The organism is Allorhizobium ampelinum S4 (assembly GCF_000016285.1).
Taxonomy (GTDB): Bacteria; Pseudomonadota; Alphaproteobacteria; order Rhizobiales; family Rhizobiaceae; genus Allorhizobium; species Allorhizobium ampelinum.
This window is the reverse complement of the sequence record NC_011989.1, coordinates 2788662-2801519: the sequence shown is the minus strand read 5'-3', so window position 1 is coordinate 2801519 and position 12858 is coordinate 2788662. Positions and strand designations below refer to the sequence as shown.

The following is a 12858-nucleotide window of genomic DNA, read 5'->3' as shown; positions in this document are numbered from 1 at the left end:
CGGATGTTTTGTGTGGCAGCGAAAGATTGGAGTTTCCTTGATGAGATTGGTTTAGCATCCGAGCGCGGTGTTCCAATGTTGCGCTTCGGCATCTATATCGATTTTGCGCTGCAAAAGGCGACGAGCCTTGAGACACGGCGGGCGATGGCTGATGTCATCTTAGAGTATAAATCGATATTCGCTGACAAGGTGACGCATTATATACCTGATGGTGCCCGCCGCCTTCATCCACTCACCGAAATTGATTATAATCGATATATTATGGAGCGAGCAGAGAGGCCCGATAATGTCGAGGAAGATGATTGTTTTGAAGCTTCTCTGTTTGGTTATCCAGAAGGTGGTGATCTTGATAATCCGACTATTTATTACGCGGAGGCCATTGGAAATACAGAGGCGCGCGAGTTTTCCCGAATTGGAATTTACCTTCCTGCAAGTTGGCCAGAAAAGGTCGGCTATGAGAGGTTTCGATCACTAATTTCGGGGTGGTGCGAGAAATTGAAACCGGCCTATGGCACTGCTGGCTTGTCGATTTTCTTCAATGAAGGACGTCAAGGCCTTTCTGACCGACTTCTCGCTTTCCCGATAGCGAAGCGCTTTCCAGGACTAGACCTGCCCGAGCAATCGCGTTGGTATGCTCGGATGAACCGTTTGCGCAAGCGAGCAATCAGGACGGTCAATTGGCTCACATTTATAGATGATGATTTTGTAACCGAACTTGGCGGCAAGACTAAGATTGAAAAAGACATAGGCGATCTCTGTGCTTTATATCCATATGCTGGAGGGATCGTTGTTCAAGCTGGGGAAAGGCCTGAACTCGGTGATTTGAATAAGGGACAGATCCCAGAAGCCTACCGAAACGTCTCCAGAGTTCTCAAGCCTATTCGCTTTGATGAACATCAACGACCTCTTATCGATGCGCCGCGACCACTGGACTCTTTGGAGGAGACGCAAAAATGGGTTCGCCGATTTGATGAGTGACGCATCAGGCTTCCGGCAGCCTCTTCCTCGTTACTCCCGTTGGCGCTATAGCGTGGCAATTGAAGTTCCCTGAGCATGGCCGATTCGGATACGGGGCCTCGTCAGCGCTGTAATCTTAGCTGTCGAAAAACTGATATTATGGGCAAAAAACATCTTACGCCTGAGATTGCCAATGAACTGGACAAAGTCGAATTGACACACAACGGCTTTGTCATTTCTCGAATCGGCTTTTCCCTTGAACTCTATTTTCTAGGCGGCGAGAGGGTGGAAACACGTCTGGCACTTTGCCAAATGCTGCGCGAGTATCACGCGCTGTTTGCAGACAAGATCTCGCATTATCTGAAAGTCGATGCAAACCGTCTCACAAAAGCCGATGGCGAGGCTTATATCGATTACTATGAGGAGCAAGCGAGATCGCTACCACCAGATGAAGCCATGGACACGATGGTGTTTGGTTATCCGGCTAAGATAATAGTCGATGAACCGGCCCCCATCAGTATAGCCTTTACCGCTATTGGGCCAGACCCGCTCATGACACTCGGCCGCTCTAATATCTGCGCCTATTTCCCTGCAAGTTTTATTGCGGAGCACGGTTATGGTGTGTTGCTTGATATTGCTATGCGTTGGTCGTCTGCCGTCGATATCCTTCATGGCAGTGCTGGATACAGCGTCTTATTTGAGCATGGCAGTTATTCGGGCAGCCATGCGCTCACAGTTCTACCAGCACTTAAGCGTTTTCCTGGTTTGGATTTTTCCGATCCTGGGAAATTTATAGTTTATTCTGAAGAGAGCGATGGCATTTCTATTAAGTCGATAAATTGGTTAACGGTGCTTGGGGATAAGGTCGCCACCAGTCTTGGTGACAAAACTGTCTTGCGGGAAAAACTGGGGTCATCCTGCCCTGTCCATGATTTCGATGGCGGGATCGTTGTGCAGGCTGGTGATGAGCCACAACTGGGGGATAACAACCGCGGTATCGTCCTTGATGATTATCGCCGTGTCGCAAAAGCCTTAAAGTCTGTTCGATTTGAGGATTACGAACTCGGGATGATCGTTTTACCCGAGCCTTATAACAGTGTGGAAGAGACCTTGTCGTGGGTTAGGCGCTTTGATTAATAACAATATAGTCGCCTTGCTGCAGAATGTAGAAACAGCCGATATCTTTTGTGGCTATTCGTCTAAACTTAATCAGGAGGGTGGATCGGTAATAGTCCCGCTTTTAACAAGGGGATTACCGGGGAAGTTGAGCCTCATGCAGGAAACTGTCTCGATCAACGGCTTGACACTTTGCCATAACCATTCCGATGGCTGGGTTCGCTCAACTCTTCCGGATCTGTGCAAAAGCTCGGATAAACCGGTGCCTTACACCAACGCCGCCTATGCCCGTGATCTCGCCAATGGCACGACCACGGTATTCTCTCATGGCGGTGCCATGAATGGCATCACGGGTTCCGAATTCTACCGCTCCTTCGGCGATGAACCTTGAAACTGCACACTTGAGCTAAAAACGCTGCATCTCTGCTCCTTCGAATAACAGGAAGCCAGGCCGATGATCTGAAAAAATGCCCGACCCCGTACGCCCAGGATCTACCATTGGTGTTCCAACAGGCTGCATGACGGTGTCGAGCTTCACCATGCAGCCGATTGCAGTGGTCGCGCTGCTCTAAGTTTTTGTTTACGCATCAGATTTATCCGAAAACCGGTTCCACTTTTCGGTCCAATGCTCTTAGGATGCGTGCGGAGCCCAGCAGGTCTGTGGTCCTACCATAGCATAAAGCCGGGGTGGGGCGTCAGCGTGTGGATAACGGCGGCGGGGGAGGTGGCGTGGTTGCACCCGTCCCCAGCGAACGTTGCACCATGACGCTATCGGCCCAGCGGCCATAGCGATAGGCTACGGCCGGCAACAGGCCGACGCGCACGAAGTTGAAACGATCGTGCAAGGCAAGCGAAGCCGCATTGTCGGCGTCGATGTAGCCGATGATCTGCCGGAATCCCGCTGCAGCACAGGCGTCGATCAGACCGCGCAGCAACTGGCTTCCGACCCGCTTGCCGATATGGTCGTGATGCACATAGATCGAGTGTTTGACCGTATAGCGATAGGCCGGCCGCTTGCGAAACAGAACCACATAGGCGTAGCCCACGACCGTGCCGTCTATGGTTGCGACAATATGGGGAAAGCGTTTGCTCTTGAGGTTCTTGCGCCGCTCCCGCAGGTCGTCCGGCTCGGGGGTGTCGCTGTCGTCCACGCCCTCATCGAGGCCGCGGCGGATATGCCGGCGATAAATCGCTAGCATCGCCTCCACGTCTGCGTCGCGCGACGGCCGGATGACCATCCGGTTGTCCTGGTCCATCATTTGTTCCGACATGGCCAGACTACTCCGCAACGACGTAGGTATAGAGCCGCACGCGCCCGGCGGCATCCGTTTCGCGATAGACGCCCTGGATTTCCACTTCGAACCCGGGGAAGGTGTTGAAGCAGGATTCGAACATCTTGAGATAGTCGATCATCGGCTGCGCCAGATCGGTGAGCCGCTCACCCGGAACGATGGTGGCGATGCCCGGCGGATAGACCACGAAGGGGGTTGTCGCGATGCGTCCAGTAATCTCGTCGATCGGCAGGTAATCGACGTCGTTGCGCACCAGGCTGCGTGCCGCGTCATGCGGCGACATCGCCATTGGTGGTAGGTGCGCAGCAGAAAACTGCTTTGCCTGCAACGCGCTGACGTTGGCATCCCGAAAGAAGCGGTGCAGATCGCCGCAGAGATCGCGCAGGCGCACGCCGGCATAGCGGCCCGGGCGCCGACGGTAGAATTCCGGGATCACTTCTTCCAGCAATGCATTGTCGTCATGCAGCTTCTTGAAGGCCACGAGGCCGCTTATCAGGGTGCCGGCCTTGCTTGCCTCGACCCCAGGCGTCAGCAGGAAGAGCAAGGAGTTGAGGTCGTTCTTCTCGGCAACAATGCGGTTTTCGCGAAGATATTGCGCTACGATCGGGGCAGGAATGCCATGTTCGGCATAGAGACCAGTCTTGCGGTCGAAGCCCGGCGTCAGCACCGTCAACTTGTTGGGGTCCGTCATGGCGAACCCCTGTTCCATGCCGCTAAAACCATGCCAGGATGCATCGGGGGTGAGGTGCCAGAAAGCCGGGTTTGTCGCCAGCTGGTCGGTGGCAATGCTCTCCCATGGCACGTCGTGCGAGGCACCGGGGCTTGCAACATCAGGGATCAAGACGCGATCCGGCACGAAAGGCTCGAAGAACCAACGGCGCTCTGCACGCGGCTCCTTGTCCTCGAATTCCCTGCGTACGGCGCGCATCTTCTTCCTGAGTTCGATCCCGAGGCGGATCGTATCGTCCCACAGCACCTCGCCGGAACGACCCTTCATCATCTGCGCGCCGACGTCGAGCGAGGCGAACAGGGGATAGAAGGGCGAAGTGGAGGCATGCTGCATGAAGCTCTCATTGAAGCGCCGGTGCTCCACACGCCGCTTTTGCCCGGTAATATGGCGATCCTTCATGTGGATCTGCGACGCCTGCGAAAAGCTGGCGAGCTGCTTGTGCGTGGACTGGGTGGCGATGATGCCCGGGGAATCCGGGCCAAGATTGGCGAGCCCCATGGCGAACCGCCCCGCATAGAGCGGGTGAAACTTCATGAACCCGGCCCAGGCCTCGTCGAAGAGGATGTAGTCACAGAGATGACCGATCGATTTCAGGATCATCTCGGCATTGTGGATCGTGCCGTCATAGGTGCACTGCTCGACGACGGCAACACGGAATGGCCGCGGTTTCTGCCAGGCGTCAGGATCCTTCACCAGGGGATTGGCGCGAATACGGGCGCGCAGCGCGGTCTCGTCCAGTGACGCGTAGTCGATCGGGCCGATGAGACCATGAGCGTTACGCGTGGTCGGCAGGTAGATGGGAATGCCACCCGATATCATCAGGGCCCCATGGTGCGCAGCCTTGTGATTGTTGCGGTCGAACAGCACGAGGTCGCCATCCGTGACAAGGGCGGAAAGCGCGACCTTGTTGGAGGTAGATGTTCCGTTCAACACGAAATAGGTCTTCTCGGCGCCGAAGATCTTTGCCGCTTCCTTCTGTGCCGCAAGCGCCGGCCCCTCATGAGTGAGGAGGTCGCCGAGGTCGAGCACGGAATTGTCAAGGTCGTCGCGGAAGACCGCTTCGCCGAGATGCTCCATGAACACGCGGCCGATCGGGCTGCGGCTGTAGAACACGCCGCCATTGTGCCCGGGACAAGTCCAGAGATGGTTACCTTCCTCTGCGTAATCCACGAGCGCGCCGAAGAACGGCGTTTTCAGCGTTTCCGCATATTGCTTCAGACGGCTAATGAGGTTCTTCGCGATGAAGGCGGGCGTTTCCTCCGACAGGAAAACGTAACCATCGATGAAGTCGAGCACCTCGACCGGCACGTCCTCGAAACGCTTTCCACGGATCAGGAGGATGATGGGAAAATCCAGCCCGCGGCGGCGCATCAAGTTTATGAGGTGAGAGGTCTTGCCTTCGAGCCCCTTTTTGCCCCAATCGACCATCATACAGCCGATGGCGGCATCAGTCTGAACAACGATCTCTGCGTCGTCCAGATTGCGGGCACGCACCACTTCAAAACCGGAACGCTCGATCTCCTGAATGATCTGTTTGTAACGAACGCCTTCCAAATCCTCGCTGTCGAACGAGGGTGTGGCGAACAAGAAGTTGAAGCGTCTGAAATAATCCATGCCAGCATCCAAAGTTGATCGAACGAAAGCTGTCGCCTTATTTTATGACGGGGCTGTGACAACGGCGATGCGCTACCACTGGCGTTCGTTCAAAAGGTCAATGGAGAGCAAAGCCTGAACACGGGAATGCTGAACACGGGAATGCGTGAATAGTCTGCCGAGAGGGCTACTGGATCTCACGAAGACCGGAGACTGATCAGGTCGTCGCGGCAGGGAAGGGAGGACTCTGTCGCGATCGGCATGCAGTTGCACGTTAGGCGTTCTTAACTTAACGACCCAAAATGCTCCATTATGATTGAACTGCCGGTCCCACCGTGTTTGAACGGCGGCAACCGGCGACGAAGTGATGGCGATAGAAATGACAGAACAGTTTGACATGTTTTCGGGAGAGGTTTCGCGCGATCGGCTCGCTGTTCGTGCCAAATCAAGACCCGTGAAGCCTGAGCAGCTGGTCGCTTCCATGAGTGAAGAGGAGATGGTTCGCCATTTGTCGGAGACGGGCCGCTACCGCATCCTCACAAAACTTATGCCGCGGGAGGTCGTACCGTTCCCACGCCCGGAATTCCCGCTCAAAGGCATCATCCTCGACACCGAGACCACGGGCTTGAATTGGCGCAAGGATGAGATCATCGAGATCGGGCTGATCGCGTTCACTTTCGATTCCAATGGAAACATCGGTGACGTGACCGAGGTCTATGGCGGGCTTCAGCAGCCAAGCATGTCTATTCCCGCTGACATCACGACGCTCACCGGCATCACCGACGAGGTGGTCGCCGGTCAATCGATCGATATGGAGGTCGTCCAGGCCCTGATCGAACCCGCGGATTTGGTGATCGCCCACAATGCCGGTTTTGACCGTCCATTCTGCGAGATGTTGTCTCCGATGTTTGCGGGCAAGGCCTGGGCCTGCTCGAATGCTGAGATCGATTGGTCGTCACGGGGATATGAAGGCACCAAGCTTGGCTATCTCATCGGGCAGGCGGGTTTCTTCCACGAGGGCCATCGTGCGGTTGACGATTGTTTCGCGCTCCTGGAGGTTCTCGCAAGGGACAATGATGGAACGGCCTCCACCGCTTTTGCTGAACTCTATCAAGCAAGCCAGCGATCGCGTGTCCGGATCCTTGCCGAGAATAGCCCCTTTGACATGAAGGACCACCTGAAAGCGAGAGGCTATCGTTGGTCTGACGGAAGCGACGGTCGTCCGAAATCCTGGTGGATCGAAGTCGATGAACAGGCGCTAGACGAGGAACTCTCATACCTGCGAACCGAAATCTACCGCTATCCCGAGGCAGATCCACCGATCAAACGCCTGACTGCCTTCGACCGTTTTAGGGCTTGATGCAATCGCTTTGATCAGTTTCCGAGAAGACCAATGCTTTGAGTGCATGGCTGACCTCAGACCTTGTGTCTTATCGACGGGCGGGCAAGGGCCTATATTCCAATTATCGAAACGACGTTGGAACCAAGGCAAGGTTGCTGGCGTCAAGAGACCTCACGAAAGGGGATCATCATGAACGTAGCACGCTCTTTCAACAATTGGCGCAAGTATCGTCAGACCGTTACCGAACTGGGTCGCATGACCACCCGTGAGCTGCAGGATCTGGGCATCAATCGCGCTGACATCAACAGCGTTGCCCGCCAGTCGGTTGCTCGCTAAGCGGCTTTTTCCAAGCTATTGAATTGATACTACGCCCGCTGATGACGCGGGCGTTTTTGTATGTGGCCCACCACGGAGCCTCAGCTCGATACTTCTGACGCCGCAAAAGGGCCTTGCGCTTCTTGCATAGCTGCACTGCAGCAAAGTCTGTTTCGTGTGCGGCGGAAACTGGTATCCTTATTTTTATCGAAGCGATGCACCTCCTCCCGCAGAGCTTCGAATTCAGACGGCCTACTCCTCCTCCCAGGGCACGTCTGTCGGAACTGCGGCACTCCTCCTCCCAGCCGTTGTTCGGTTCTTTTCGGAAAGCCTGCCGCACCTCCTCCCGCGGCAGGCTTTTTCGTTTTCAGGGCCGTCGCATCAGAGTTCGAGCGCGAGCTGCGGTGTCTGCTCGCTTTCTTCGGTGTTCAGCGATGACAGGGTGATCCCAAGCAGCCGCACCGGATGTTTGAACGGGAATACTGAGGCGAGCAGGGGCTCCGCTATCCCCATGATCATGTCGATGTCCGATACGTATCCTGCCACGGTCTTGCTGCGTGTCGCTTGGCTGAAATCCGAATATTTGATTTTGACGGTGATGGTCTTTCCCTTGATGTCGTGCGACTCGCAATAGCGCCACACCTTCTCGGCCAGGGGCCGCAGTTCCGCCCTGGCCGGATCGAGATCATCGATGTCCTCGACAAACGTATCCTCAGCACCAACAGATTTGCGGATGCGATCTGCTCTGACCTGCCGTTCGTCGATGCCTCGCGCGATGCCATAGAAGTAGGACCCTGACTTGCCGAAATGCGTCTGAAGAAACTGAAGCGACTTCGATTTCAGATCGAGCCCGGTTTCGATCCCATGGCGTTGCATCCGCTCGGCCGTGGCGGGTCCCACGCCATGGAATCTCTTGACGGGGAGGGCCTCGACAAAGCCTGGCCCGTTTTTGGGCGTGATGACAGCCTGACCGTTTGGCTTGTTCAGGTCGCTTGCCATCTTTGCCAGAAACTTGTTGTAGGAAATGCCAGCTGAGGCGTTGAGACCCGTGGCTGCCTTGATCTTTGCCCGGATTTCCAGCGCGATCTCGGTGGCGATCTCCATGCCCTTCAGATTTTCTGTGACATCGAGATAGGCCTCGTCCAATGACAGTGGCTCGATGAGCGGCGTGTATTCGGCGAAGATCTCGCGGATCTGGTGAGAGACCTGCCGGTAGACGTCAAAGCGAGGTGGCACGAAGATCAAATCCGGGCACTTGCGCTTGGCGGTCACGGACGGCATCGCCGAGTGCACGCCAAAGGCGCGTGCCTCATAACTTGCGGCCGCCACCACGCCACGGGCCGCGGACCCGCCAACGGCGACGGGCTTACCGAGCAGTTCGGGCTTGTCGCGCTGTTCAACAGAGGCATAAAAGGCGTCCATATCGACATGGATGATCTTGCGCACAGAGACGCCGGTCGAACGATCTGGGCTCATGGCCGTCTCAGGTCCTTCCGAACTCGTCATGGCGTGATCCCTCGGATGTGTTTTATCGCGCATGAATAAAACTGCCTGACCTCCCGACCGCCGCATAAAAGTATTTGGAACAAATAATGAACATAGCATCGGCAAAGTGAGCTGCAAAGCCCTGAAAGGAGAAGTTCATGAAACGCCCGAGATTGCCGTGAATCCCGTCATGCGGGAAAGCTTGTTGCCGTCGGCCAACACCATAAAAGAAACAAGGAAGAACGCCGCATTTTGTTCTCTACGTGTGGCTTCTGGAAACGCCTCAGGGCGCAAGCATTCCCGGCGGCGTGCGGCTAATATTTACCCCTGTTATTCAACAGATTTCAGTCGTAAGAAGTCCATTTTTTGCGATACAAAGTGAGATATAAACTGCGATACAAAATGAGAATTTTGACTGACAAAAAGGGAATTTTTCTGATATAAATCATGTATTTATGATTTTTCATGCCTAATCCTGTCGGATGCGCCATATCATTAAATTTGCAAATTCCCACCGCGCTGTAAAGCTTTGTACCTGCTGTATAATTCCTTGAATCGATTCTGGTCTAAGGAATTATGCAGAAGGGTGTCGGATCAAGATGGCGACAAAGATTTGGAGCTTTTTTGGTTTCGATCCCTTGATTCGGACCTTTTCCTCTATCCTCTCGTTCCGACAGGCGCAGACGCGCAGATGATCCTACGCGCCGGCTATTTCAAGGGTCAGCTTATCTGCGCGACGATCTTCATGAGGTTCAGAATGCCCCAATGCGCGGTAATGAACTCTCCTTCGATCTTCAGCACATCGATAACGTCGAATGTTATGCGCCGTCCGGTTGGCGGAATGCCGTTAAAGGCGCCAGTGTGGGTAACGGAATAGACCTTGCGGGTGGTGACGAGGTCGCCTTCGGCGGTCTGAAAATCGATCTCGCAGACCGGTTCGGAGAAGGAGGCGTGGAAGGCACGGTAGAATGCCCGCACGCTGTCGCGATCCGGTGCGAAGCCGGGGGTGGGCGTGTGGTCGATGAAATCAGGATGCATCAGGGCATCGAAGACGGCGTAATTGCCGCCGACCTGAACCTCCTCAATGAGTTTTCTGACAATCGCCTTTTTATGGTCGCTCATGATTCTCGTCTCTATTCAGTCAAAGGGGAAATGTGCCGTGGAAAGCGGAGGTGTCGACAGGGCGGCGCGGGCTTGGTGTTTCACGTCCACGCAGCGCCTCTGGAAGCTGGCCAGCACTTGCGCGTCGTCCAATCGCGATGACCACCTGCATGGCATATCCCTCGGGCATATTGACCGCTTCGGCGGTCTTTACCGGGTCAATGCCGCCCATGGCATGGGTGGACCAGCCCTTCAGATGGGCTTGGAGCGCGAGATAGCCCCAGGCTGTTCCCGCGTCGAAGGTGTGGCCGGGATTGGGAACCTCCGCATCGCTGCCCGGTGGAACGAGAGTTGTCTTTGTGGTGATGACGATCAGCGCCGCCGCATGTTGCGCCCAGATCCGGTTTCCTTCCCAGAGCGCCGCGATGACTCCATCAAATTGGGATTCTCCGCGGAAGCTGTAAATAAAGCGCCAGGGCTGGGCGTTCAGGCCGGAGGGTGCCCAGCGCGCCGCCTCCAGCACGCCAAGCAAATCCTGTTCGGAAATCGTCTCTTCGGTGAAGGCACGCGGAGACCAACGATCCAGGAAGAAATCTTCGATCGGGTGGTCCGCTGTGCGGGAGATTGTCTTTACATCCATTATTGAACCTGCTCTCTTCTCGTTACCAGTCGCGCCAGGCTATGGCGCGGTGGTCAGCGGCGCAAGAAAGGGAGCGAGAAATTACCTGGTAACCCTGAGGTAACCGGGCAATCGTTTAACGTGATGGAAACTCTGGAAAACAACCTGGAAAACTGCCCCATACGCGATGTGCTTCACCGCGTATCCGACCGCTGGAGCATGCTGATCGCTCTGCACCTCGAAGGGGGGACGCTGCGGTTTTCAGAGCTGAAGCGATGCATTCCCGATATTTCGCAGCGGATGCTGTCGCAGACGCTTCGGCGACTGGAACTGGATGGCCTTGTCGAACGCCGGGTCTATCCGGTTGTCCCGCAGCGGGTGGAATATGATCTCACTCCGCTTGGGCGTTCCTTGTTGGTGCCGTTTCATCTGATGAAAAATTGGGCCGAGGCAAATCATGCAACGATCCGCAAATCCAGATCGTTGGGGCGTGATCGTTAAAAAGCATCGGCTTTTGGCGAATAGATCGATTAAGCGATGGGTTGCTGGTTCTTAAGGTTTCATGCGCCGTATGACCTGTTGAATACGCCGCTAAAAGCTTCGGGCCATCGCTCATCAAGGGCTGCTCGGTATCGGTACGCTTGGATCGGAAACTGATTGCGAAAACGGGTCGATTGCGGTGCAGAGCCTCGTGCTGCCTTTGCCGCCTGCCGTAGTGGCTTCTTCTAAGAAATAACATAACATATTGTTCTTGTTTATGTTTCACCAAGGCTAGCTCTTGGAGATCATGAAGCTCGCGCCATGCGCCGTCGGCAACATCCTGACGTCTCTGTCCTGACGGCGCCGAATGACTTTTTTTGGGTTGAAAAAAACAATCAAAAATTACAGTTACAATTTAGGGTAGTTTTAGAATTTACTGACTGCTAATTCTCGCGCGCAGTCCTTAAACCTCCCAGGATTAACGAGGCGAATTATGAATGAAATTGTAAAACTTATTAGCAAGCATAATGATGTGAGAACGGGTGCTATCAACCTGATCGTCAGTGAAAACCGTATGTCTCCGGCCGCTTTGGCGGCCCTGAGTTCCGACCTTGCGTCCCGCTATGCGGCGCCATTTTATGCCGGCACCGATATTTCCCAGGAAATCGTCGCGATCACCGAGCAGAAGGCTAAAAAACTTTTCAACGCCGAATATGTGAATATTTCCCCGATTTCCGGCAGTGCGAGCCTGATGGCCGTTGTCTTCGCGCTGACCTCACCGGGCGACAAGGTCGGGCGTGTGCCTCCTTTCTTTCCAGGTGGCGGATATCCCTTCAATTACGAAGTGTTTGACCGGGTTTCCTTGCCGCTTCCGTTCGATGATGAGGAGTGGCAGCTCGATCTCGAAGCCACTCTGGAGCTGCTTGAGCGGGAAAAGCCGAAGCTGGTCATTCTCGGTGCGTCGATCTTCACCGTTCCCATGCCGGTGCGCGAAGTGGCCGATCTTGTGCACAGCTATGGCGGCATCGTCGCCTATGATGGCTCGCACAGCCTTGGCCTGATCGTTGGCAAGCAGTATCAGGACCCGCTCAACGAGGGCGCCGATATTCTGTTTGGCTCAACCCACAAGACATTCCCCGGTCCGCAGGGCGGCATTATCGTCACCAACAGCAAAGAATTGAACGATCGCATCGACATCGTCTCCAATTTCACGCCGTTGAATGGACCGACGATGATTTGCAATCCGCATCTGGCGCGCATTGCCTCGCTGGGCATCGTCATCGATGAAGTGCCATGGGAGCGTTATGCCGAGCAGGTGGTGAAGAATTCGCGCGCCTTCGCCAACACGCTGCAAGCCAAGGGCTATGAGATGCGGGGCCAGTCCACCAAGAAATTCTCGGAATTATCCTATTGCCACCAGGTGCTGCCCAAGCTCGACCGGCAGATGGGTCAGGGATATCGCGATAAACTGAAGCAGCATAACATCCATGTGGATGGCTTCATGCGGGTCGGCACGGCGGAAATCACCCGTCTTGGCTATGTCGAAGCCGATTGCACGCGCATTTCGGAAATCATGGCGGAGATCGTCTCCAGCAATCAGGATGTCATTCCCTCTCTTCGCCATGAAGTCGTTGAGATGAATGCCAACCACCAGCACATTGTCATGTGAGTTCGATTTCCCTTCCGGTTGAACGGAGGGGAAGCCAGTTTTCCCAAAAAGACAAGCAAACCAAGAGAATGAACAGACCTGTCCGGTGCGATCCGGACCGGACAGGCCTGCTTTGAACCTCGTATTCCTTTCGAACCCAATATTTCCTAGGGGGTCTTT

General features: G+C 54.9%; 12 protein-coding genes. 7 read left to right on the top strand and 5 right to left on the bottom strand.

Annotation, left to right across the window (positions count from 1 at the left end; all coding sequences use genetic code 11):
- The first annotated feature begins 12 nt into the window (after positions 1 to 12).
- The 3 genes from AVI_RS29155 to AVI_RS13295 all read left to right on the top strand — a co-directional run bounded on the left by AVI_RS29155 (position 13) and on the right by AVI_RS13295 (position 2464).
- Positions 13 to 978 (top strand): type VI immunity family protein, encoded by a 966-nt coding sequence (locus AVI_RS29155; RefSeq protein ID WP_187152362.1) that lies wholly within the window; start codon positions 13 to 15, stop codon positions 976 to 978.
- A gap of 75 nt (positions 979 to 1053) precedes the next feature.
- Positions 1054 to 2094, top strand: a complete 1041-nt coding sequence (locus tag AVI_RS29150) for a type VI immunity family protein (RefSeq protein ID WP_015916841.1) — start codon at positions 1054 to 1056, stop codon at positions 2092 to 2094.
- Positions 2095 to 2230: 136 nt separating this feature from the next.
- Positions 2231 to 2464, top strand: a complete 234-nt coding sequence (locus tag AVI_RS13295) for a PAAR-like domain-containing protein (protein WP_015916840.1) — start codon at positions 2231 to 2233, stop codon at positions 2462 to 2464.
- A gap of 304 nt (positions 2465 to 2768) precedes the next feature.
- On the opposite strand, the gene AVI_RS13290 is transcribed toward AVI_RS13295, so the two are convergent.
- A complete protein-coding gene (locus AVI_RS13290; RefSeq protein WP_041698156.1) occupies positions 2769 to 3329 on the bottom strand; it encodes a GNAT family N-acetyltransferase in 561 nt (186 codons plus the stop codon).
- Between the two features lie 22 nt (positions 3330 to 3351).
- On the bottom strand, positions 3352 to 5709 hold the full coding sequence (locus AVI_RS13285) for an Orn/Lys/Arg family decarboxylase (protein WP_015916838.1): 2358 nt from the start codon (positions 5707 to 5709) through the stop codon (positions 3352 to 3354).
- Between the two features lie 358 nt (positions 5710 to 6067).
- Between AVI_RS13285 and AVI_RS13280 the strand changes: the two genes are divergently transcribed.
- Together AVI_RS13280 and AVI_RS29650 are read left to right on the top strand one after the other, a co-directional pair.
- The gene (locus AVI_RS13280; RefSeq protein ID WP_015916837.1) at positions 6068 to 7048 is read left to right on the top strand and encodes a 3'-5' exonuclease; all 981 of its coding nucleotides are present in this window, start codon (positions 6068 to 6070) and stop codon (positions 7046 to 7048) included.
- Positions 7049 to 7219: 171 nt separating this feature from the next.
- Complete coding sequence (locus AVI_RS29650; protein WP_015916836.1) at positions 7220 to 7366, top strand: DUF1127 domain-containing protein; 147 nt, start codon at positions 7220 to 7222, stop codon at positions 7364 to 7366.
- 360 nt (positions 7367 to 7726) lie between these two features.
- Here AVI_RS29650 and dinB read toward each other — a convergent pair whose 3' ends face one another.
- The 3 genes from dinB to AVI_RS13265 all read right to left on the bottom strand — a co-directional run bounded on the left by dinB (position 7727) and on the right by AVI_RS13265 (position 10571).
- The gene (dinB, locus tag AVI_RS13275) at positions 7727 to 8851 is read right to left on the bottom strand and encodes a DNA polymerase IV (RefSeq protein WP_417883042.1); all 1125 of its coding nucleotides are present in this window, start codon (positions 8849 to 8851) and stop codon (positions 7727 to 7729) included.
- A 699-nt stretch (positions 8852 to 9550) separates the two neighbouring features.
- Positions 9551 to 9952 (bottom strand): ester cyclase, encoded by a 402-nt coding sequence (locus tag AVI_RS13270; protein WP_015916834.1) that lies wholly within the window; start codon positions 9950 to 9952, stop codon positions 9551 to 9553.
- A gap of 19 nt (positions 9953 to 9971) precedes the next feature.
- A complete protein-coding gene (locus AVI_RS13265) occupies positions 9972 to 10571 on the bottom strand; it encodes a nitroreductase family protein (RefSeq protein ID WP_015916833.1) in 600 nt (199 codons plus the stop codon).
- 123 nt (positions 10572 to 10694) lie between these two features.
- On the opposite strand from AVI_RS13265, the gene AVI_RS13260 reads away from it, so the two are divergent.
- Together AVI_RS13260 and AVI_RS13255 are read left to right on the top strand one after the other, a co-directional pair.
- Positions 10695 to 11051, top strand: a complete 357-nt coding sequence (locus AVI_RS13260; protein ID WP_041696949.1) for a winged helix-turn-helix transcriptional regulator — start codon at positions 10695 to 10697, stop codon at positions 11049 to 11051.
- A 472-nt stretch (positions 11052 to 11523) separates the two neighbouring features.
- Positions 11524 to 12699, top strand: coding sequence for an aminotransferase class V-fold PLP-dependent enzyme (locus AVI_RS13255; RefSeq protein WP_015916831.1), 1176 nt, complete (start codon positions 11524 to 11526; stop codon positions 12697 to 12699).
- Positions 12700 to 12858: the final 159 nt, after the last annotated feature.

Bases quoted from the DNA above. Each gene is read 5' to 3' on its own strand.
- AVI_RS29650 (WP_015916836.1), top strand. From the start codon at position 7,220: ATGAACGTAGCACGCTCTTTCAACAATTGGCGCAAGTATCGTCAGACC.
- AVI_RS13260 (WP_041696949.1), top strand. From the start codon at position 10,695: ATGGAAACTCTGGAAAACAACCTGGAAAACTGCCCCATACGCGATGTG.
- AVI_RS13255 (WP_015916831.1), top strand. From the start codon at position 11,524: ATGAATGAAATTGTAAAACTTATTAGCAAGCATAATGATGTGAGAACG.
- AVI_RS13265 (WP_015916833.1), bottom strand. From the start codon at position 10,571: ATGGATGTAAAGACAATCTCCCGCACAGCGGACCACCCGATCGAAGAT.
- AVI_RS13285 (WP_015916838.1), bottom strand. From the start codon at position 5,709: ATGGATTATTTCAGACGCTTCAACTTCTTGTTCGCCACACCCTCGTTC.
- AVI_RS13295 (WP_015916840.1), top strand. From the start codon at position 2,231: ATGCAGGAAACTGTCTCGATCAACGGCTTGACACTTTGCCATAACCAT.
- AVI_RS13280 (WP_015916837.1), top strand. From the start codon at position 6,068: ATGACAGAACAGTTTGACATGTTTTCGGGAGAGGTTTCGCGCGATCGG.
- dinB (WP_417883042.1), bottom strand. From the start codon at position 8,851: ATGACGAGTTCGGAAGGACCTGAGACGGCCATGAGCCCAGATCGTTCG.
- AVI_RS13290 (WP_041698156.1), bottom strand. From the start codon at position 3,329: ATGGACCAGGACAACCGGATGGTCATCCGGCCGTCGCGCGACGCAGAC.
- AVI_RS29150 (WP_015916841.1), top strand. From the start codon at position 1,054: ATGGCCGATTCGGATACGGGGCCTCGTCAGCGCTGTAATCTTAGCTGT.
- AVI_RS13270 (WP_015916834.1), bottom strand. From the start codon at position 9,952: ATGAGCGACCATAAAAAGGCGATTGTCAGAAAACTCATTGAGGAGGTT.